The sequence below is a fragment of the Pelagibacterium sp. H642 genome (genome assembly GCF_031202855.1).
GTDB lineage: Bacteria > Pseudomonadota > Alphaproteobacteria > Rhizobiales > Devosiaceae > Pelagibacterium.
Genome location: NZ_CP101830.1, coordinates 335,615 through 357,116, shown reverse-complemented (window position 1 = coordinate 357,116; position 21,502 = coordinate 335,615). Strand labels below are relative to the sequence as shown.

The window sequence follows — 21,502 nt, the reverse complement described above, 5'->3', positions numbered from 1 at the left end:
GGACGGCAGTAGACGCGCTTTCGGGGAGCCGCGCGAAGATCGCTAGCGAGGTGGTCAACCACCACCAAGCTCTGCGCGACGACCAAGCCATGGTGCCTTAAGGTTTGCGCTTCGGCCGGACCCCGGTCGTGCACCTCTGAGAAGTCGTCTCCGGCGCCGGCTCAAGTAAATTGCTCCCCCAGGGTCAGCTCGCCCGTACAGTTTCGCGCAAGCCTCAAACGTGGTTTCGATCTATCCACGCCGCCACCTCGTGCCCTGCCAGGGGGCGGCTGAGGAGATAACCTTGCACTTGATCGCATCGCATGTTCTTGAGCATCTCGTATTGCTTTCGATCCTCCACGCCTTCTGCAGTAATGGTCATATTCATGGCATGGCCGAGATTTATGACACTCTCGATGATGTGGAGCACATCGCCGGAGCAAACAGAGAAGGCCTCAAGGAACGACTTGTCGAGCTTGAGCTTGTCGAATGGGAACTGCCAAATATAGGCGAGACTAGAATATCCAGTGCCGAAGTCATCCATCGCAATCCGCACGCCCATTGCCTTTAGCGCCCTTAGCTGTTCTAGGCTGTCTTCGTAGTCTCCCAGAAACAGCGACTCCGTGACTTCAAGCTCGAGCAGCTTGGGATCCAATCCGCTATCGTCGAGGGCATGTGCGACCACTTTGGTCAGATCACCAGGGGCGAACTGTTCAGGAGAAAGGTTTACTGCAACCGCTGTCCTGGTGGGGAGCATCGCGGCAAACCTGCAGGCGCGCTCAAGCACCCACATACCCACTTCTCCGATCAAATCGAGTTCTTCGGCGAGAGGGATGAAATCAAGGGGGGGAACCAGACTTCCGTCCTCGCCTCTGAGGCGGAGCAGCGCCTCAACTGCAACGACCTCGAGGCTGTCGGTCCTCAGCACCGGTTGGTAATAGATCTCGAAACCCTCATTGTCGAGCGCCCAGCGCAACCGTTTTTCCAGCTGCCGCCGTGCCTCCAATTCCGCTTCCATCGAGGCATGAAAGCGCACTGCGCGACTGCGCCCAAGGCGCTTGGCTTGGTACAGAGCAAGGTCTGCAGCGCGAAGAAGCGTGTTTGAATTTTCAGCGTCGTCAGGTGCTACTGCTGTGCCCACACTGGCACGTGCGGTTACAGTGTGACCCTCGTGAAAAACTGGTGATGAAGTCACCTCCACGATCGCTCTTGCAGCGGCATCAGCTTCCTCGTCCGATGAGACGTCCCACTGAAGCACCGCAATCTCGTCGCCCCCCAACCGGGCGCACGACGCGCGTTCTCCCGCAACGGAAGACACGCGCTTGACGATCGTCTGCAGCACCGCATCTCCCATGTCGTGGCCGAACGTGTCGTTGACCTTTTTGAAATGATCGAGGTCCACGAAGTGAACGGCAACGCCAGAAGTACGGGTTGACTGCTCTACCCGCTTGTTCAGCTCCTCTAGGAATGAAAGTCTGTTAAGAGCGCCTGTCAGTGGGTCATGCTTTGCCAGGTACTGAATTTTTGCGTCGGCATCCTTCTCGCGCCTCACCGAATAAAAGTAATAGGCGAGAGGGGTAGCTGCGACCATGGCAAACAAAGCAACAACCGCAATTGAAGTGAGGATCAAGGTCCCATCGATCTGCTTGGTCCGCTCGGTCACATCCATCAGAAGAATGATCTCTCCTGCTAACGCACCCTCACCTTGGTCAATTGGGTATATGATTTCGACGAAATGGAGAGGCTCAGCAACACCGTCTCCCTCCTGGAAGGTCATGTTTTGCACCCGAGCATCGTCGACTGTCAGAGGCGGCGATGCTTGCCCTATTGACCTTCCTTCGCCCGCCCCAGAAGGGACACGGCTAGCGGTATCTCCATGGGTGTGGGCGTGATGTTCGGCCTCATGGCCAGGGTGGAAGCTCCCGGTTGAGAACAACAGATCGCCTGAAGCATTGCGAAACTCAAAATAGAAAATGTTCCCGAGAGCGGCGATCCGGTCCAAATCAGCTTCGAGCGAAGTCTCGATGTCGCCCTCTGACAAAAGGCGGGGAAGATCGGGATATTCACCTTTGATGTGCCCGGCAAATTCAATGCCTGCCTGCCAGACTTCACCCGCAAGAACGCTGTCCCTTGCATGATCAAGTGTGGCGATAGATAGATACAGTGCAGCACATGTTGTGCATGCGAACGCTACTGCATAGATCCAACGCGCCCCGATCCGTGGAAGCTTCAACAAGGGGTCAGCAATGATCTGCACTCGATGTAGCATTGATATTTCCTAGTTGGGGCGGTATGCCGCGCGGACCGAGCCAGATCGATTGGAGGTGCCGCTGACTCCGAGATCGATCATCGGTTTTAGCCGCAAGGTGGGTCGGGGCTCGGTCGTGTTAAGGTGTATGGCAGGACCATCAATGTGCGCGAAACCCGCTTCGACGGCTGCTCCAGCAAGCCCAAGCGTATTGGCCGAATGAGCGAAGGTTACCGCGCCGGCCTCTGCTGCCAGAGCGGTGAACGCTTTCAACGAATAGTTTTGCTGCTCCGCCAGGCCCTGGAGACTGCAGGCAAGGGCATACACGTTTCCCCTTGAGAACATATGCAGGAGTGGACTGTCGAGGCCGACCTCAGCAACAGCCCTGTCCACATGCCGTTGAACCTTGCTGATTGAAGAGCAAACCTGCCGCAGGGAAAGATTTCGCTCAATTCCTGTAATTTCGATGACAAGCTTGTCGCGATATGGCGCCGGAACAGATGCCAAAAGGCGCAGATATTCCCGCTCAGTTCCTGGCGTCATAAAGGTCTCGCAATTTACCGGAACAAGAAGCGCGATCGCTCGATCGGAGCGAGAAGCTGCATGCAGACGTTCAACTGCCTTAGTCAACGTCATGCAATCGATCTCGGCAATCGTGCGGCGATACTGCATTTCATCCCCCAGCGCTCTGATCCGGTTCAGACCGCGGCCTATCAGCGATGTATCGACAACTGTCCGGTTGCAAGTGGTGATATGCTTTTCTACGTGCCAGACAGGGGCGAACAGAACCTGAAAGTCACGGAGGATTGTTTTACGTTGACTCGCCGCCACGAGCTCGACCTCACACTGCATCTTCTCAAGTGAAGCGGCGAGACGATCTGCAAGACTGCGATTGCCTGAAGCCAAATCCTGCGGATCGACCTCGGTGACGAACAAGTTCACCGACGTGCGCTCTTCGATTTCGGGAAGTTCCTCAAGCAGACGAGCCTTGATCGCGCGAGAGATCAAGGCCGCCCGGCCGGCTGCTTTTTGTCGGTCGAGCGCACCGAAAAAGACAACGAACCGAGTTTCCCCATTGGGCTTGAAGTGGTCTGCGGTAGAAAGATGCCGCCGGATCTCCGTCTGGGCAATTTCGTGCACAATCGGGCCGACCTGTGCCCACTTGCTCCCAAGTTCGCGCTTTACGTGGTCCAGCCCTAAAAGTTCAATCGAGCCGGCGAGGAACCGCTCCTGGCTCTTCAGGGCGTCACTGATGAGCCGATCAAGAACGAAATCGTCTCCGGAGCGTAAGGGTTGCTCCCGATCCCTGCTCGACACGGGAGCAGCATCGACCAAAAGCAAGGGGTGCGACTGAAGCGGTGGCTCGGTTGGGGATGCGGCTCGGCTCTCGGGCCGAGACCTAAGGAGCCGCTTTAGGCTGTCAAGTATTCCCAACGTGACAGATCCTGGGAAAGGTCAGTTGTGCCCCGCACGGCACGTCAGCAAAAATCCCGCTCACTGCGGAACACGATGAACTATCGAGCGCCGGCAAGGCGCATAGGAACGGCTGCGGCCATGAAACGAGATTCGAAATTGCTTTGGCTTTGATCATGCCCGGCCTCGTGACGACTCAAACGAGCACCAGGGCACATGACTACACGCACGATCCGATAGACAGAATGCGCGCTCGCAATCACCGGTTCTCTTTCATCCGGACTATACCGTCGGCCCCGGAATTGCACCAGGTCTGCTGCCCCACCCTAAGATGGTCGCTCACGGGCTTATGTGTCGAAGGGCACAATCACCGCCGGTGGGGAGTTTCGCCCCGCCCTGAGAACTCTACAACGATGGATACGAGACGCTGGCCTGCAGATCAAGTGGGCAAAAGACCTAACCGGCAGGGAACGCTTGTATTATGAAGCGTTGGTCTCTTTTCAGCAAGGGTGCGAAGCGCAACGTCACATTCGACACGCCAAAGCACCTACATTTCAACTCTCGCAAGCCACCTTCTGAGTGCGCCGCAGTAGCGGTTAGCCATGCAGGAAGACCATCCGACTTGCGTCCTTCATGACGTCTTATCCCGCTTCCCATGCCAATCCCACGCAAGAAGCACTCAACCGCCTGTGGGCCCTGCGAAGCGACGCACACAACGCAAAGCTGGGGACACTCAACGGCTTTTGCAGCGATGGGAGACCCTAACATCCTAGTGCGATCGCCTGTTTGAGGTTTCCGTACCGCCGCAAGGGAAAGGGTAAATCAAGCCTTCCCGATCATTCAGCGGTCAGAAGCGCGGACGGTTCGAGCAATTTTCGCAATGCAGCCGCACAATCAGCGGGCTTGGCGATTCGAGCGAACCATCTTAACGCGCTATCGTGGGGCCAGTTGCGCGATCAGATCGTTTGCAAACTCAGCAATTACCGCCGACGCACCGAAATCAAACTCGTTGATGGCAACAAATACCCCCACATCCCGATTAGGTGCAAAGGCGTGGTAGAGGAACATGCCCTGCAGACCTCCTGCCTTTTGCAAGATCAGCGGTCTATTGCCATCGGGTCGCATCACAACCCAGCCCAGCGACATCGCATCCATCTCGCCGGACTCGTCGAACCCGTAAACCGTGTCCAGACCGTCACGCCAGACATAGGCGGCATGATTGATCAACCGCATCTCTGCCTCATCGCTTGAGCTGCGATCGGAATGCCACTGCAACCATTTCAAAATATCGTTTGCGGTTGAATAGAGTCCGCTTGCGCCTGCCATGACCGCCGGAGTTGGGACGTCTGGCAGCTCTTCGCCTTCAAAGCCATGGCCCAACATGAGCCGGTCATTTTCGGTCTCAGGCACCACCAACATTGTGTCCGAAAGTCCCATTGGCTCAAGCACCCGCTCAGCCAGAACCTGCTCATAGGGCTTGCCAGCGGCACGACCGAGCGCAAGTGCGAGAACATCGAACCCGAAATTGGAATAAAGCCCGGCTGTGCCAGCTGCGAACAGTTGAGGCTCTTGGTTCAACGAGTCGAAATAACGTTGAGCTGTCAGCGTGGAGAACGGATCATCATCTGGCCCAGCGGGGCGATCAACTTCTCGCGGCAACCCCGAAGTGTGCGTGGCAAGATCGATCAAGCGGACCGGCCGATTCCCCATAGCGGGAATATCTACCCCATCTCCGAGATATTGCTCGGCAGCGTCGGTCAACCGGAGACTGCCATCGGCCACCATTGACGCCAGAACAGCTCCGGTGAAAACCTTCGTGATCGAACCAACCCGCATGAGCGTGTCGCCGTCGGGCGCAACACCCGATCCGGTGAACGTCTCGCCAAAGCCGAAAACCGCCGTTTCGTCCCCACGTGTAGCTCCGATTATTAGCCCTGGGACTCCCGTTTCCAAAAATAGAACCTGACCTGTGAAAACCACAGCTTCATTGAGCAACGCATCGCCGGCATGGGTCGGAGTCGAAAAAGCGATTGCCGCGGCCACCGCAACAGCGAGCGTTGATCGGCGGCCCTCTTTTAACCGAATTGCCATTCTCATGCCGAGCTCCCCTTTTTTAACGTCGCGATCAACCTTGGTAGCGGTGACTAAGATGACGTTAAACAAGCCTGAAAAAGTTGCGCCTCGATCGTAGCGCTCCGCAAGTGCAGCTCCTCTTGGCGAATATAGGTTACCCTCACCGTTTAAAGACTTGACGCCTTTGCGTCGGAACCGATCACCTGAGGCAATGAAAAGCTTTCCCCCGTTCAAGGACCAAATGAGCTTTTGCCTCACTTTCCTCGTTTTAGGTTCATAACCATCTCGCGCAGCGCGTCCTGAGTAAACGGCTTGGTCAGCACCGGAACTTCTTTGAAGCGTTCCGCTATGCCCCTCTCGCCAAAACCTGTCAAAAAGATCACAGGGACACCCTGCTCTCGCAATTGGTCGGCAACTGGATACGACTCTTGGCCCTTGAGATTTACGTCAAGAACGGCCAAATCCATCTCGACACTTTGTGCTAGCTCCACGGCTGAGCCAAGGCTATGGGCGGTCGCCACGACCCTACAACCGATTTCCTCAAGCATGTCCTCGGTCATCATGGCAATGAGTTGCTCGTCCTCGACCACAAGCACCCGTATCGGTGCGTTGTCATTCAGCATGCGTCAACCCCGCTACAATTTCGCAAGTTACGCCGGCCGTGTCGTAGTTCAACTGAACAGAAGCTCCGATTTCTGCCTGTAAGCTTCGCTCCAGCAGCCTTGAGCCAAAGCCCCTATGCTCTGGTCTAGCCACTGGCGGTCCGCCCCGTTCGACCCAGGTCAGCTGAAACCTCTCTCCGCCGTCTATCTGGGACCAGTCTATCTCCACGATACCTTGGTCATTTGATAGCGCACCGTACTTCATGGCATTGGTGCTCAACTCGTGCAGTGCCAAGGCAAGCGACAAGGCTGCCCTGGGTGGCAGCTCGATCTCGGGGCCCGACAAGTTGAAACGGCCGCCGTTAACGCCGCCGCTAGGTGCAATTGCCAATTCGACGATCTCACTAAAATGCGCAAACTCCCAATTGCGCTTTGTCAGAACATCATGGGTTCGTGCCAATGACAAAAGCCTGGCCTCAAATTGTTTTTCTTTGTGGCCTTTGCGGTCAAGCGTCTGAAATGCGATCGACTGGACAGCCGCGAGCGTATTTTTGACACGGTGATTGAGCTCGTTGATGAGCAATTGGCGGTGCTCGTCAGCCTTCTTACGCTCGGTGATGTCAATCATCACGTTCACGGCGCCGGTCAAGTTTCCCGCGCTGTCCCAGAGAGGCGTCGGGTAGACCAGCAAAGGCACTTTGCTGCCGTCCGGGCGCTCCGCTACGATCTCAGCCCCGTGTATTTGGCGGTTCTCCTTGAGTGCGACTGCCATCGGACACTCCTCATGGGGCAAGAGAGTGCCCTCGGGGTTATAAAGGCGCCAAGCAATGGACCATCTGTCGCTGCCGATTTGGGGGATACGTCCTGAGACCTCGACTGCTGCTTGATTGTAGAACCTGACGATCCCGTGCTGGTCGGTCGTATATATGGCCGAAGGCAGTGCCTGAAGAAGGTTGGAAAGGTTGGTCTCGCTCTCGCGCAGCGCCCGCTCGTTTTTCTTTCGCTCGGTGATGTCTCTGGTAATCGCGAGCTGTGCAAAACTACCGTTAGGAAGCTGGATTGGGGCCGCATGCGTCTCCATATTCCTACGCGATCCGCCAAGGCCGATAATATCGAACTCCCACGACAGGCGCTCACCTGAGCAAACGCGCTTATGAAGGGAGCGCCATTCATCTTTATATTCAGGTGCTATCAGCTCGTGCGTATCTCGCCCTAGAACCTCCTCGGCGCTCGCTGCCTCCACCATCTGCAGACCAGCCGCATTCATCTCAAGCAAGGTGCCGTCCTCTGCCACCAACTTAACACATTCGGGCGTGGTCTCGATGATTGCACTCAGGAACTGATCGCGCTGCACGATCACCTGTTTAGCGCGTTCCTGTTCGGTCACGTCCTGAAAGCAATTGACCGCACCAACGATGCGCCCCTCGTCGTCGAGGATTGGGTCGATGTTGACCCGGACAATGATGCGAGTACCATCTTGCCGCTCGATGTGCACCTCTTGCTGACGGCAGGATCGCCCGCTGCGTAACGCCTCCGCCATCGGGGTGTCCGCTTTCGGAAGGACACGGCCATCGGGCAGAAAGAGTTTGTGGGCACCGCAAAACCGGTCTTCGTCGTCGCCGACCTTTGGTGACCGTCCCCAAAGCTCGATAGCCGTCTTGTTGGCCCGAACGATGGTTCCGTCAGCTCGGCAGATGTAAACCGCCACTGGAAGAACATCCAGTAGCTGGGTTTCCGGCCCCGTGAGCATCGCCTCATTGGGACCAGCTTCTGGCAAGTCTATCATTTCCACGTCTGCACCACGCGACTTTTTTGGAAGGATCAGCACGACACGAATAGGGTGAAGCCCCTAAGGTAAGATATTCCAGCATGTCAGCTGTCGCTTGTAAACGCGACAAGGCGGGGCTGTACACCTTAGATCAGAGCACCCATAGAGAAGGCAATGGCAATTATCTTGCCGGTAAGGAAGGCAGCTGGCCCGCGGGAAATAAAGACAACCGTTTGAGCATCGTAGGTGCAGGCAAAACATTGTCCTCTCCCCCCCCCCCCCAACCAATTCCGGCATAAATCACTCGCCATTCCGATCTGATCGGCGACGCTTTGCCGATTGGAGCATGCAGTGGGTCGCTGCCTATCGGCAAATCATTGATCTTGTTTCGGCAATGCTATTCGTGTTGCCGGGAACAGTGCGCCGGCTGAAATGACGACCAGCGTCCCAAACGCGATCCGGTACGCTGTCCCTGGGGCGGAGACGCCAATCTGTTCAATGACAGCGACCACCGCAATCGCGCCTATTGCGCCTCCTAGCCGTTGGGCAATGTTGATCAGGGTCGCTGCGTCGTGGGTCTCGGTCTTGTCAACCTCGCCATAGGCGGCTGTAATCGCGGGCATTTGGGCAAGAGCCAGTCCCGCTCCCCGTGCGACCAGGAGTACTGCGACGACTCCGAAGACAAGCGGCGCCCATGAGAGGAAGGGAACGGTCGTCCTTATCAGGTCGATCCGTACCCACCGGAGCGACCGAGATGGCAGAAGAAACGGAAAGCGGGCTGGAAAACATCGTTCCGGCTAACGACCATCACCGGCGAGGGCCGGAAGCAACCGAGTGTGCGGATGCCGACATTGCCCCGTGGCAGAAGCTGGACAAGGTGGTGCTATCCATGCCCGCCTGATCGGGCGGCAGATCGCGCAGGAGCACTTCGAAGCGTTGCAGGCCGCCAACGACAATAAGAAGCCCGCAGACGACCGGGAAGAGCAGACCGACACGGAAGGGGATACTTGAAGGCAAGCGGAAAGGTTGAGGGAAAGCGCTCTTGTGCTTGAGGGAAGAGCGCCCTTATGATATCTAGATAGTCCATCTAGAAATGGAGGGCGCCATGGCGCTGAGCATCAAGACTGAGGAAGCCGACAAGCTGGCGCGGGAGTTGTCCCGCCTTACCGGCGAGACCATGACCGACGCCATCACCACGGCCATGCGCGAGCGGCTGGAGCGGGTGCGCGCAGAACGCGAGGCGCACGGCGATTACGTTGCGCGCGTACAGGCGTTCGTTCGCAAGCGCGCCCATCTGTTCGACCGTCGCCCCGTCACCAAGCAAGAATGGGACGAAGCCTCCGGCGACACACCCGAGCAGCTGGGCTTGCCGAAATGATGGTGGTGGACAGCTCGGCCATCATCGCCATTCTGTTCGATGAGCCGGAAGGTCCTAGCTGTACCAAGGCTCTTGAAGGTGCGTCTTCTCGGCTGATTTCGGCCGTCAACTACGTCGAGACGGGAACGGTCCTGGCCGGACGTCTCGATGATAGGCGGCGGTCGAAGGCTATCGGCATTCTCGATGATTTCCTTGCAACGCTCGGCATCGACATCGCCCCGCTTGACGAGACGGTTGCTCGCGCAGCGCAGAGGGCACGTCTGGATTACGGCAAGGGTTTTGGCACGCGCGGTGGGCTGAATTTCGGTGATTGCTTCGCCTACGCGCTGGCCAAACAGCATTCCGCTCCGTTGCTCTATGTCGGCAACGACTTTGGCCTGACAGATATTCGTTCGGCACTGAAGGCTCCAAGGCCGAAAAACCCCAAGAGATAGAGGGCCGGGAAGGGTGAAGGAATCCCGGTAGATTTGAGAGAGGATTGGAAGACATAACCCGCGCCGCCCTTTACGCTCGAAACCCAGGCCAGCGAACTCGACCGCATCGTCGACATCTTTAGGATCAAGGGCACTGCAGAAAACGAGCTGCCGATGGTCCGAGCCTATTACACCCACGGCAATGCGGCGATCGATTCTGGTTGGGATGAAATTTAGTGTGAATAGGCACTTGCTTATAACCTCGGTTATTTCGAGGACCCATGCCCTTCGCTAACTGTTGCCACTCGGCTCAGTGAGGGAAACGGGCATGCCGGGCGCACTTGTCATTGTATGTGAAATGATCGAGCAGACGCTTGCGACCTTGTTGCGGGCACGATCAGCTGCTCTAATATCCGCTTTTGTGCTTGCCGGATGTTCGGGAGGAGGGCAAACCCCCTCGGACGTCGAAATCGCCCCTCCTCCACCGACTTCAGGCGGCTGGTCGCAAGTTTCGGTGGCCGATACTTTTGATGCGATCCGTGCTGCCGAGATCGCCGATGCGCCACGCTTTAGAAATGTCGATGCGAACATGATCGACGGATATGCTGAAAGTTCGCACCCTTACGAGCTTGCGCGCCTTCAATGGGCGTTGTCGGGCGGGTGGTCCGGCGTGGGGCAGCTGGTGGCCGTGGTGGACGACGGTTTCCGCACTTCGCACCAGGAATTTGTCGGGACCGAGATCACAACTTTTGGCGAGGTGGGTGTAGCGGATGGAAGTGATCACGGTACGCATGTCGCAGCGCTTATAACCGGCAGCGACCAAGCCGGATCCATTATGGGCTTTGCACCAAATTCCGATCTGCACCTCACAAGCTATTTAAGGTCTCCCACGAGCAGCGATATCGACCTTGGAAAGCTTACCGATGCCACCCATGATGCTGCTTCATTGGGGGCTGTAGCTCAGAACAATTCCTGGGGCGTTCTGACGCGGGAGCCCGACGGCAGCCGAGAACTCATGCTCTCCGACGTGCGTATGCACATGACCGAAACGGGACAAACGGTAAGTGAAGCGTACCAGGCACTCGTTGGAGGGACCGCCAACCGGTGGAATGGCTATTTCGAAGCTCTCGACGCATTCCAATCTGAAGGTGTGATCGTCTGGGCGATGTCCAACGATGAGACGCTGACCGAAAATGATGCTTCGTCAGCCCTGCCCCGCCTGGTGCCTGAGCTCAGAGAAGCCTGGATTGCCGTTGGCAACGGCGAATTCAGCGTCACCGACGATCACGAGATCAGTGCAGCGCGTCGATTGTCAGCTCCTTGCGGTGAAATGGCCACGTCGTGCATATTCGCTGATGGCACGACCACCTCAGCGTCTGCTGATCGCGATACAAGCTATGCCAGCGGCACCGGCACATCCTTTGCAGCACCGCAAGTGTCCGCTGCTGTTGCTATTGTGGCGCAGGCTTTCCCATCGCTAAGCCCAGAGGAATGGACAAAGCGCCTGCTCGCTTCTGCCTATTCTGAGTTTAACGGATTCGGTGCTGATGGCACGCACGACTTCGGCAATGGCGTTGTGAAGGCCTTTTCCCACGAGTGGGGAATGGGTGTTCTCGACGTGGCAGCTGCGCTTAGCCCGATCGACGGCGTTTCTCTCGTCAATGGCCGTACTCTCTCCAGCGCATCGCGAAGCGAGGTTGAAACCAACGTTTTGAACGCTGGAATCGCTACCGGTGACGCACCGCGCTCTCTTCTGAGCAACGTTGAAGTTGCCGTTTTTGACAGCCTCGATACCCCGTTCATGATGCCTGCTGAAGCATTTATACAAACAAGCGAGCCGGTGCTTTCGCGGTCCAACGTTCTTCCGGATGTGGGTTCCCAAAGTCTAGCACGAGCGATCATGGATCTCGAGGCAGACACCCCGAGATCCATGGCAAACCTGGGCACGACACGCTATAGCATCGATGTTAGCCTGCTCGAGGGAGCACATTCGCTCACACACGCGCCACGAACGGGAAGCGCGGCATCCTCCTGGCTAGGCACCCTCGGAAATGAAACAGCAGCGTTGAGCGGGAAGCTCGACCTTGGCTCGCTGTCTCTTGAGCACTACGGCTTCGCCGGCTCGCATGCTGCGATCCACAACGGGGGTTTATTTGGAGTTGGCGCAGGTATGGCAATCGACCTTCCTCGTGCTACCTTCAAACTCGCTATGATCCAAGCTTCAGAACAAGGCGGTGTGCTCGGAATGAGTGGAGACGGGCACTTCTCGATGCCAGAAAGTGCAGCACTTACCACTGTTTCCCTCTCGGCCGCGTTGGACGTCGGAAAAGCAATGACGCTGTTTGGTGGCATCGAACGTGGAGTGGCCACGGGAGAAGCGGAGCGGGGCTATGTCGCCTCGGTCGACCCCCTGGCCTTTTCGAGCTTCCAACTTGGACTGCGGTCCGAGGGCGTGCTGGACGAGAGAGACAGCCTTACGCTTACCGCTTCACAGCCACTGCGAGTGGAGAACGGCACGATGGCTCTCCTCGTGCCCTCGGGACGAACTGCCGAGGGCGATATTCTTTTCACCCAGCACCGCGGAGAGCTCGAGCCGACGGGCAGACAGGTTGACCTCGGTTTGAACTACGCCATTACCCCCGATGAGAATTCGCGTCTCGAAATCGGGGCGGTATACAGCCTGGATTTCGGGCATGTTTCGGGTGCCTCCGGCGCAGCAATTGCGGCAAGCTTTTCGAGCCGGTTCTGAAGCTACGTTTGGCCAGCTTGGCAACAAAACTCACAACCTCGTCGACACCGCCCAGCTCCGGTGTCATGCCGCGACTTCCACGTTGATCTCTGCTCCCACTGATTTGAGTGGTTATTGGACGCAAGCCCTCAAGTGGTCGCGTAACGCCACACCTGAATAGGTTGGGATCAAACGTCATCGTATCGGTCAGTGGAGCTCGGCAGCTATCGCATGGATCGCCATGGCGTGGTGCTGCTGTGGGGCTCTCTTCATCTTTGTAGAAGCACCCATTTCAATAGTTTAGGCAGTGTCCTCAGCTGTCTGGACGCATTCGTGCAAGGCAGCGCGACCGATCGCGAGGCCTACCCAACTCCTGGTAGCGTGAGGCCGCCTCCTCGAAGGCAGCCAACGCCCGCACTTCATTGCTTTGCGCTCGTCGCTGCACGCCGCGCGCTTCCCAAAGGGCTGCCGCCCACGGACCGCCGTGCCACATTCCAGCGATCCGTTCGGCTTCGTTCAGACGCCGGTCAACCTGCTCAAGATCCCCGGCCTCTGCCAGCGCAATTGCCGACGCTGTACGAAGCGCAATCGAGCAGGGCTGACACGCACCGTTCCCGAGCAATCGATCGCCGATAAGAATTTCAGCGGCCACCTGCTTTGGTGTTGCAGCAGCTCTCACCGCGAGAGCCTGCATCCGCATAATAAGGTGAGGCGCTAACCATGACACCTCGGCATCAGTTAACCCGCGCCGAATGAGCCGGTTGGCACGCCATTTCTGGCCCCGTTCAAGAGCGATCTCGGCGAGGCGCTCAATCGCCAGTACACGGCCAGCAACGGCTCCCGCTTTCAGAAGCAATCGTTCAGCCTCGGTCAACCGAGATTCTGCTTCGTCGAGCTCCCCCGAAAACAGAGCCACTTCTCCCAAAAGCAGATTGGCTAGACCGCAGCCCGCGAGCGAACCGGCGTCCTGAGCGACTGTCAGCAATTCTTCAGCCAGTTCGGCAATCTCAGCATGCCCCGATGCGCTGCAAAGGCAGAACTCTGAAAGACACAGATGCCCATCAAACACATGGCGGACGAACCCGGGTGCCGTGCGAACCCACTCGATGAACTCGGATCGAAACAGCTGTGGCCACTGCTGCTGCATGTTGGCAGCCAGACCCAAAAGTGCGCTTGCCTCACCGGCTTCGCGCGCCAGTTCGGCACCAACCGCAAGATCACGGGTCTGCCGCGCGATTTGGCTGGCTCGATCAAATTCACCACTTTGAAGATGCACCAAACCCCAGGCAAGCGAAGCGCGGATACGCTCTGACGGGTTCACGGTGTCTGGTCCTGACAGCGACAGCGCCTTTTCGTAGAGTGCGATGGTCGCGGCGCTGGGCCCCACACCCAATTCGGCATGCAGACTATCTCGTAGCTGGTTGAATTGCCGGATCGCCTCAACACGATTGCCCGCATCCAAGGCTGCCTGCATCAGTGCGCATTGGGCCTGTTCATCGGCAGGATCAACTGCAATCAGACGCTGCCAAAGTCCTCCCGCCCGTAACAGTTCAATATAGCGTTGCTGGAGCTGTCGTCGGGGATCGTCGAGCCAATCCACATAAATATCGTCCGGCAGAAGCGGGCCACCATAAAGGTCGGCGGCAGCTTCGAACGCAGCCGGATTGTTACCACGCAAGGCCGCCTTGGCTGCGGCAGAAAACAGCTCGACATCGATCTCCACGTCCGCATGCGGGCCCAGGCAAACGATCTCGTTGCTCACTTCGATGAGTTCGTGAACCCCGAGCGATCGGCGTGCAAAATGGATTGTCTTGCGCAGGTTGGCCCCCGCCGCATCGATATCGAGATCCGGCCAGAACGCAGCCATGGCCTGCTCGCGATGAACCCGCTGCCCTGGTGAAATCGCCAACAGCTTAACGAGCGCTGCAGCGCGGTCTCGCTGCCAGTCAGTTGCCGGAATCGCAGTATTGTCGAGAATAACGCTAAAGCGTCCCAGAAGATGGATCGAAACACGCATACCACCCCCCGCCAGCTCGACCGGTCACCAGTACGGACCCGTCAGGGAACGCTGGTGGAACACATTTCTCCTACCATGGCACTTGATCAAATTCTATTTGAAAAGGTCAGCCAAGATGACTCTCCGGATCAACGATATAGCGCCCGATTTCACGGCCGATACAACGCAAGGCCCGATCTCGTTCCACGATTGGCTGGGCAAGGATTGGGGCATCCTTTTCTCCCACCCAAAGGACTTCACTCCTGTCTGCACCACCGAACTTGGATATATGGCGCGCCTTAAGCCCGAGTTCGACAAGCGCGGCGTAAAGATCATCGGGCTTTCCGTCGACCCAATCGATAAACACGCCAGCTGGGCTAAAGATATCGCCGAAACGCAGGGTGCCGAACCCAATTTCCCTATAATCGGTGACCCAACACTATCTGTCTCGCAACTCTACGACATGTTGCCCGCCGCAGCCGGCAATTGCGCCGAGGGGCGCACGGCCGCCGACAACCAAACAGTGCGTAACGTCTACGTCATCGGACCAGACAAGAAGATCAAACTGTTAATCGCCTATCCGATGACGACAGGCCGCAACTTCGATGAGGTGTTGCGGGTGATCGACTCGCTGCAGCTGACTGCAAAGCACCGCCTTGCTACGCCAGTCAATTGGCAGCCCGGCGACGATGTCATCATCGCCGGATCCGTGACCAACGAAGAGGCCAAAAGGCTCTACCCACAGGGCTGGAAGGAGCTCAAATCCTACATCCGCATCGTGCCGCAACCCGTTCTAACCTAACAAAAATTGCTCCATGGTTCCTGGGCTGCGGTGGCCGTCGCGAGTCCTTGTCCGCCAAGCAACTCAACCGAAGGGAGATTCCCGTGAGCATCGTGAGCAAATCACGCATCTTAGTCTTGGGTGCCGGTTTTGGTGGCCTAGAGGTCGCCACGCTTTTGTCGGAAGCGCTGGGCGAAAGCGCCGAAGTTACGCTCATCGACAAAAGCGATGCATTCGTATTTGGCTTTTCCAAGCTAGACGTGATGTTCGGCTATCGCGAACCCGAGGCCGTGCGCCTGCCCTACAGCAACTTCGCCAAGCCAGGCATTCGCCTTTTAAAGCGTACCATCACCGCCATCGACCCCGTCAACCGACAGGTCACGACAAACGATGGTGTCTTTGAGGCCGATTTCCTGGTCGTTGCGCTTGGCGCGGAGTATGATTTCAATGCCACCCCCGGTCTGGCAGCAACAACCGAATTTTATTCAGTGGCGGGTGCGGAGCAATTACGTGACGTCTTGCCGACTTTCACCACAGGAAAGGCGCTAATCGGAGTTTGCGGCGCACCTTTCAAATGTCCCCCGGCGCCAAGCGAATGCGCCCTGATGCTGCACGACTACTTGGTGAACCGAGGCGTTCGGGATGGCTGCGAGATTGCCCTTGTCATGCCACTGGCAAGCCCGGTACCCCCGTCCCCCCAGACCTCGCATGCCCTTCTTGCAGCATTTGGTCAACGCAATATCGACTTCATCGCCGGCCGCCACGTCGCCGCAGTGGACAATGCCCGAAACGTCGCCGTTCTTGATGATGGACGGGAAATGCCCTTCGATCTCTTCCTCGGTGTGCCCAAGCACCGAGTGCCCCAGGTGGTTCTGGAAAGCGGCATGTCCGAGAATGGCTGGATACCAGTCAACCCTCGTACACTCGAAACCTCCTATGAGAACGTCTATGCTCTGGGCGATGGTGCCAATACGGGCACGCCCAAGGCGGGGGTCTTCGCCGAGAAAGCGGCGCGCGCCGTTGCAAGCGCACTTGTCGCCAAAGTGCGCCGCAATGAAGATGTCGTCCAGTATGACGGCATCGGCACCTGCTATATCGAATTCGGCGGGGGACGCATCGGCAAGGTTGAGGTCGACTTCTTTTCAGGCCCCACACCGACAGGAAACTACCACGAGCCCTCAGTCGCTCTTCGCGCCGACAAGGAAAATTTCGGTTCCAGCCGGCGCGCACGCTGGTTCAATTTGTAGGAGAGCCTACATATGAACCAGGTCAAAACTCGGCCGCAACACCCGGACAGATTCTTTTCGCCCGCACCGCAAAGGCGAGAGCAAAAGCACCGATCGCGCAGTTCCAGAAAATGAGTTGCGGTTCGATTGAGTCCCCATCCTTTGTCCTCGCATCCGGTTTTGCAGGGGCGAAACTCACCATCCTACTGACGTTCGCACAAGCATCTCCGGCCGCGGGATCGACGATGTGCTGAGCTCTTGCTTGGGCGACACGAGGAGACTGCAACCTAAGGCCCATGGAAGGCTCGCCGCTCCCTCTGTCACCAGACGTAACAGTCGTGTGCCTTCGCTCACAATCAGGGAGCGCCTATCTGCTCGATTAGGTTCCTGATCATATCTGCGCTTTGCGGCGCGACCTGAGGTGCGACCGCGTCGATAAGCCTATCGGTCAGATCAGGTTGCTCGGCCGGTTCCTGCGCGACGTCGGATACAACCGCCTGGCCGGTTCGAGGATCCTGTCTGGGAAGAGGGAACGGATCGGCCGGCAAAGCAGCGATGCTCTCAGTCTCAGGAGCCATTCCGGCAGCCTGTGCTGGTGCCTCCGGCACTTGAGCAGCTTGCTCGCCGTTCCGCTCCCCTAAAATCGTGTTGAGGAGGTCCTGCCCATTGGCGGGAATGACGCCGTTCGCCTCTCCGGACGCGCTGCCAGCGAGGCCGCCGATGAGTCCCGTCAGAACGCTGTCTGAAATCGCATCAGTGCCCCCTCCAAGAACGTTCTCAAGATCGACCCCCGATGCACCGGCCGCCAGTTGGCCGATATTGCCGCCCAGTTGGGAAATTGCCTGCAACGCCTGGTCGGGATTGGCCAGAATGCCCGAAACATCGGGATAGATGCTTGGACCGGCGAGCGCACCTGTCACGATGACAGGCATGCCGAGCCCCGAAACGTCGAACTCGCCGCCCTGCCCGTCAAGCGATCCGACCACACGCGGATCGAGCCGTACATCGATGGTCTGGGCGGCAAGATCGATATTGCCCTGCCCGCTCATGCGCACCAATGGCCCGAGCAGTCTCAGATCATCGAAACGCCCGATCCCGTTTTCGATCCCGACAGATACCGAAAGCTCGGCAAACTCGGTCTTCGCATCAGCGTTCTCGGTATAACCACCATTGATGAGCGATTGGACATTGCGCACAAGGCCCGCCACATCGATGCCCCGCACCGCGCCATCGGAAAACATCACGCTCACCGGGCCCTTGAGCGACCGCGCGAAAGCCTCGCTATTATCGCCAGCGCCACTCACCTGCACGTTCGCCGTTAGCTTGCCCTCGATATGCTCGAAACCCGCCGCATCGGTCAGGAACGGCAGCGACTCGACGCCTTCCATGCCGGCGACAAGCTCTATGGCCGGAACGTCGCCGGCGCCGTTTGCCGTCACATTGGCCGTAACGCCACCGCCATAGAACGCAGCCTCGGGTACCGAAAGTCTGGCGACACCATCAGCGACCGAAAGCGATGCTGTTGCCGGGCCAGCCTTGATGCTGCCGTAGCCGATCTGATTGGCCGTAAGCCGGATATCGGCATCGAACTGCCGCAATATGGCAAGGTCGATTGGCGAAGGCCCCGAGCCGGTCGGAGCCGCAGTCGTGCTCCCACCCGTCAGCCGGGTAAAGTCCAGCGTGTCGACCGACAGGGCCGCCGTGACCTTCGGCTTACCCACTCTCGTGACCGATAGGGAGCCCCCTGCATTAATATCATTAAGGCCAATAGTGGCCTCGCTCAGCGCGAATTCGGTATCACTGACGGCGATGTTCCCCGAAAAGGCAAACCTGCCCAGCGGGGTTCCAGTGTCCTGGCCGAACCAGCCCAAGGCGCGGCTCAGGGAAGCAGCCGAAATTTCCGCCCTTCCAGTGGCGGCACCATTGAGGGCCACCGTCCCGGAAAAATTCGCATTGATCGGCGGCGACCTGAAATCGATTGCCGCAGTGCCTGGCTGCCCCATGAGCAGATCGGCCAGCGCGAGCGTGCTGTCAAAACCGATCGTCTCTCCGTTCCATTGGGCCGTGCCCGAAACGGCCAATGGTTGCCGGATATCCTCGATCCGCGCCGTAGCATCGAGCGCGTCGATTATCCCGGCGCCCGAACCTGCGACATCCGCCAGTTGCGGCGCTTCGATCCTGCCGTTGGAAATGGAGACCTCGCCACGCAAGTTTATTGAGTTGCGAATGGCCTCCGCATCCATCCCGAAAAAGGCGAAACCCAGTTGCGACGACAGCTGGCCAGTGGCTGGCGCCGTTTGCCCGGCGAGCGCCATGAGACTCTCGATGTCGATAGAAGCGATATCGAGCGTGCCGCTCGATTGGAGCCGATCGGCATTGAGGTCCACGAGGAAGCCCGCGTCGAGGCTCCCTCCGGCAATCTCTGACGAGCTGACATTAGCGTTCAACTCGCCATTTTGGAGTTGGGCTCCGATGATGACGTCGCGGGCGATAGCCTGACCGGCCTGCATGGCCTCAGCGCGCAGTTCGATATCGGCATCAAAGCCCCGGAGCGCCGACAAATCCACGCCGCCGCTCGACGCCTGAGCCGTTTCGCCAGCGTGTGCTTCCGCCGGTTGCCAATCGGAATAGTCCAGAACACCGGCTTCAACTCTTGCCATGACGAACGGGCGATCGCCGGGCGCATAGCTCACATCGAGCCTCATCGTCTGCCCGATCGAGTCGATTTCACCGCCTGTAATGCGATAGCTGTCATCCTGGGCAAGCTGAATGCTCCCCGAGGCCGAGATGTCCGCGAGAATCGGATGCGGCGGCTGTTCGTTCTTTGCCGAAAGAGAGAAGGTTGCGGGTTGGCGGTTCAAAAGATCGCGTAGAGAGCCGATATCTGCCGCAAGCTCCATCCGATTGCCGTCGACGGTGCCCGAAACAGCAAGCGAAGCCGGCTCGCTTATTCCTGGGACCGAGAGGCGCAGATCAATGTCACTGGCGATGGGTTGGATGGCACCCTCACGATTTTGGGCAACCTCACCGTCGATGACATCCAAATGGTCAATCGCTAACCTTTCGAGGTAGCCAGCCGCCACTTCGAAAATGTCCTGCCCTTCGGTGGCCGGCTCCGATTCCACATTAGCTTTGACCTGCGAGGTTTCAGCCAGCACGATGCGCGGGCTCTGCAATTCGATGCCCGTGATGCGGATCTGGTCCGAAAATAGTGACATCAGTTCGACCGACGCAACCGACCGGGCGGCCGAGATCGAAATTGCGCCATCGCCCGATACATAGGAAAAGTCTTCGGCCACGACCCCGAAATCGGGAAGCACCGAGAAGCGGATGGGTCCGTTGAGAGAGACTTGCGCTCCCGAGCTGTCGGAAAGCTGTCGCGCAAGCGCGGTCCGCAACGCATCGGAACTCAACGCCAAGGGAATGACGAACACCAGCCCCACCAACGCCATGACAAAGAAGACTGCCCCGATTATGAGCTTTTTCATTGAGATCCTCCCTTGCCGCTACGAATCGAAATTCAGGATACTGTTGGCGCCTCATCTGTAAGGATGTGTTAATCATACCTCCCGGTTCTTGCTGCCATTGCCTCGGGTGGCACCGGCCGACAGATATTGCCTCAGGACCTCGGCCGCTTGAGGCGAAGTCGCTAGCAGTCCGTCAAGAAACCGCCAGCGACCAGTGTAGGCGTGATCGTGTATACGCTCAGCCAAGCGCTACCGGTCGTCGGACGATCCATAGTTCTGCATCGCAATGCTCCGCGCGGAACTTTCCGCACGCGATGGTATCTTTGCGCGAGGACACGGTGGAATGGATGGGGCGGGCCCGCCCGCTTGTCAGAAGTGAATCGCCGCAACGCTTGTGGTCGTCGGCGTTGCCTTTACGCAATCTCACCGAAATCGTTGCGATCCCAGAGCCGCTTATCGGTTTCGCCCCTAACCTCCGATGGGCGGCTCACCAACCTCACCTCCCGCCGCTCGTTCCGCTGCCCCATGGAACGGGCGGTCATTTGTGCTGATTTGCTTACTGACACGCACGCGCCGTCGTGGTCCATTCTGATTGGGAGCAAAAGGCTCGGCTTTGGTCGGGCCCCTTATTGTGCAACCGAACTCGCCAATTTGGCTTGTTGTGACTTTGCGACCGGTGAGCTGTTACCGAACCGGTGGATGGCTCTCCTTCAATCCAATGATGTAATTGATTAACGGGCTGTGTTCAGGCAGGAATCCAATGTCTGGCCTGTCGCCTGGCCAGCGTCACAAGCCGTCCACTCCATTCTGCCTGGACTCGGGGTGGACGGCTGACCTATTGCCGCGCGCGCAGAGAGCCAATAGCTGACTCACGAAGGCGATCGCTCCGTCAAGGATACTGCTGGGCGCATCGCCAAAACCCTTTTTACCAGCAGACAATGCGCTCCTCAGGCGGAGGCGAGAACGGGCTCTGGGAAAGGTGTGGCCCTTATTATATCGGCGGCTCACTCGATCGATCGAATGCCCGCGGAATCGTCCGTGTACTACTTACGTTGTCTCGCCTCGACTTCCGCAGTCTCGGGCCAGATGCCCCACATGGACCAACCGAGAGAGGCCCGACCGCAAACAGGTCTTCTTTCCTTGCCGCTTTACCGGAAGACGCGAACGTGGTGTCATCGCCTGACAATTGGGGGTTTAGATGGATATTTTCAGCTTGATAGTGGGCATGACGATTGGGGCCGTGATCGGCCTTGTCGTGGGCGCGCTTCTTCGTGCCAGCCGCGACGAGTTTTAGCTCGCGCCGAGCTTCTAAAGTTGCCCAACTTGGTCTCGGCAATGCCGAGCGCCATATGCACATCTTTGATAAGCGGTGATTGTGCTCAAAACTCTTGGCGACGTCGAGCTTGGCAGACGAAAAGGCCCGTCGCACA

Annotated in this window: 14 protein-coding genes and 1 riboswitch; of the genes, 6 read left to right on the top strand and 8 right to left on the bottom strand. The window is 57.9% G+C overall.

Annotation, left to right across the window (positions count from 1 at the left end; genetic code table 11):
* Positions 1-214: 214 nt before the first annotated feature.
* The 6 genes from NO934_RS19820 to NO934_RS19795 all read right to left on the bottom strand — a co-directional run bounded on the left by NO934_RS19820 (position 215) and on the right by NO934_RS19795 (position 8,706).
* Positions 215-2,248, bottom strand: coding sequence for a bifunctional diguanylate cyclase/phosphodiesterase (locus NO934_RS19820; protein ID WP_309163919.1), 2,034 nt, complete (start codon positions 2,246-2,248; stop codon positions 215-217).
* A 9-nt stretch (positions 2,249-2,257) separates the two neighbouring features.
* Positions 2,258-3,568 (bottom strand): hypothetical protein, encoded by a 1,311-nt coding sequence (locus tag NO934_RS19815; protein WP_309163917.1) that lies wholly within the window; start codon positions 3,566-3,568, stop codon positions 2,258-2,260.
* 333 nt (positions 3,569-3,901) lie between these two features.
* A riboswitch (FMN riboswitch) is annotated at positions 3,902-4,048 on the bottom strand.
* Between the two features lie 525 nt (positions 4,049-4,573).
* Positions 4,574-5,803, bottom strand: a complete 1,230-nt coding sequence (gene ampH / locus NO934_RS19810; RefSeq protein ID WP_309163916.1) for a D-alanyl-D-alanine-carboxypeptidase/endopeptidase AmpH — start codon at positions 5,801-5,803, stop codon at positions 4,574-4,576.
* Positions 5,804-5,967: 164 nt separating this feature from the next.
* Positions 5,968-6,336: a response regulator gene (locus tag NO934_RS19805; protein WP_309163915.1), complete on the bottom strand. Its 369-nt coding sequence runs from the start codon at positions 6,334-6,336 to the stop codon at positions 5,968-5,970.
* Positions 6,326-8,101 carry a PAS domain S-box protein gene (locus tag NO934_RS19800; protein WP_309163913.1) on the bottom strand — a complete coding sequence of 592 codons (1,776 nt, stop codon included), beginning with the start codon at positions 8,099-8,101 and terminating at the stop codon, positions 6,326-6,328. The genes NO934_RS19805 and NO934_RS19800 overlap by 11 nt, the downstream gene beginning before the upstream one ends.
* A gap of 356 nt (positions 8,102-8,457) precedes the next feature.
* Positions 8,458-8,706, bottom strand: coding sequence for a hypothetical protein (locus NO934_RS19795; protein WP_309163912.1), 249 nt, complete (start codon positions 8,704-8,706; stop codon positions 8,458-8,460).
* A gap of 131 nt (positions 8,707-8,837) precedes the next feature.
* Between NO934_RS19795 and NO934_RS19790 the strand changes: the two genes are divergently transcribed.
* The 4 genes from NO934_RS19790 (at position 8,838) to NO934_RS19775 (ending at position 12,623) form a co-directional block, all read left to right on the top strand.
* The gene (locus NO934_RS19790) at positions 8,838-8,984 is read left to right on the top strand and encodes a hypothetical protein (protein ID WP_309163910.1); all 147 of its coding nucleotides are present in this window, start codon (positions 8,838-8,840) and stop codon (positions 8,982-8,984) included.
* Positions 8,985-9,188: 204 nt separating this feature from the next.
* A complete protein-coding gene (locus NO934_RS19785; RefSeq protein WP_309163908.1) occupies positions 9,189-9,461 on the top strand; it encodes a type II toxin-antitoxin system VapB family antitoxin in 273 nt (90 codons plus the stop codon).
* Positions 9,458-9,895 (top strand): type II toxin-antitoxin system VapC family toxin, encoded by a 438-nt coding sequence (locus tag NO934_RS19780; protein ID WP_309163906.1) that lies wholly within the window; start codon positions 9,458-9,460, stop codon positions 9,893-9,895. Before NO934_RS19785 ends, NO934_RS19780 begins: the two co-directional genes overlap by 4 nt.
* A 307-nt stretch (positions 9,896-10,202) precedes the next feature.
* Positions 10,203-12,623: a S8 family peptidase gene (locus NO934_RS19775; RefSeq protein ID WP_309163904.1), complete on the top strand. Its 2,421-nt coding sequence runs from the start codon at positions 10,203-10,205 to the stop codon at positions 12,621-12,623.
* A 292-nt stretch (positions 12,624-12,915) separates the two neighbouring features.
* Here NO934_RS19775 and NO934_RS19770 read toward each other — a convergent pair whose 3' ends face one another.
* Complete coding sequence (locus NO934_RS19770; protein WP_309163902.1) at positions 12,916-14,619, bottom strand: BTAD domain-containing putative transcriptional regulator; 1,704 nt, start codon at positions 14,617-14,619, stop codon at positions 12,916-12,918.
* Positions 14,620-14,734: 115 nt separating this feature from the next.
* Here NO934_RS19770 and NO934_RS19765 point away from each other — a divergent pair, with 115 nt between their 5' ends.
* Complete coding sequence (locus tag NO934_RS19765) at positions 14,735-15,400, top strand: peroxiredoxin (protein ID WP_309163901.1); 666 nt, start codon at positions 14,735-14,737, stop codon at positions 15,398-15,400.
* A gap of 83 nt (positions 15,401-15,483) precedes the next feature.
* Positions 15,484-16,626 carry an FAD/NAD(P)-binding oxidoreductase gene (locus NO934_RS19760; protein ID WP_309163900.1) on the top strand — a complete coding sequence of 381 codons (1,143 nt, stop codon included), beginning with the start codon at positions 15,484-15,486 and terminating at the stop codon, positions 16,624-16,626.
* 335 nt (positions 16,627-16,961) lie between these two features.
* Here the strand turns inward: NO934_RS19760 and NO934_RS19755 are convergent, their stop codons facing one another.
* A complete protein-coding gene (locus NO934_RS19755) occupies positions 16,962-20,093 on the bottom strand; it encodes an AsmA family protein (protein ID WP_309163899.1) in 3,132 nt (1,043 codons plus the stop codon).
* Positions 20,094-21,502 lie beyond the last annotated feature (1,409 nt).

Bases quoted from the DNA above. Each gene is read 5' to 3' on its own strand.
- NO934_RS19785 (WP_309163908.1), top strand. From the start codon at position 9,189: ATGGCGCTGAGCATCAAGACTGAGGAAGCCGACAAGCTGGCGCGGGAG.
- NO934_RS19790 (WP_309163910.1), top strand. From the start codon at position 8,838: ATGGCAGAAGAAACGGAAAGCGGGCTGGAAAACATCGTTCCGGCTAAC.
- NO934_RS19820 (WP_309163919.1), bottom strand. From the start codon at position 2,248: ATGCTACATCGAGTGCAGATCATTGCTGACCCCTTGTTGAAGCTTCCA.
- NO934_RS19775 (WP_309163904.1), top strand. From the start codon at position 10,203: ATGCCGGGCGCACTTGTCATTGTATGTGAAATGATCGAGCAGACGCTT.
- NO934_RS19805 (WP_309163915.1), bottom strand. From the start codon at position 6,336: ATGCTGAATGACAACGCACCGATACGGGTGCTTGTGGTCGAGGACGAG.
- NO934_RS19755 (WP_309163899.1), bottom strand. From the start codon at position 20,093: ATGAAAAAGCTCATAATCGGGGCAGTCTTCTTTGTCATGGCGTTGGTG.
- NO934_RS19800 (WP_309163913.1), bottom strand. From the start codon at position 8,101: ATGATAGACTTGCCAGAAGCTGGTCCCAATGAGGCGATGCTCACGGGG.
- NO934_RS19765 (WP_309163901.1), top strand. From the start codon at position 14,735: ATGACTCTCCGGATCAACGATATAGCGCCCGATTTCACGGCCGATACA.
- NO934_RS19795 (WP_309163912.1), bottom strand. From the start codon at position 8,706: ATGCCCGCGATTACAGCCGCCTATGGCGAGGTTGACAAGACCGAGACC.
- NO934_RS19770 (WP_309163902.1), bottom strand. From the start codon at position 14,619: ATGCGTGTTTCGATCCATCTTCTGGGACGCTTTAGCGTTATTCTCGAC.
- NO934_RS19780 (WP_309163906.1), top strand. From the start codon at position 9,458: ATGATGGTGGTGGACAGCTCGGCCATCATCGCCATTCTGTTCGATGAG.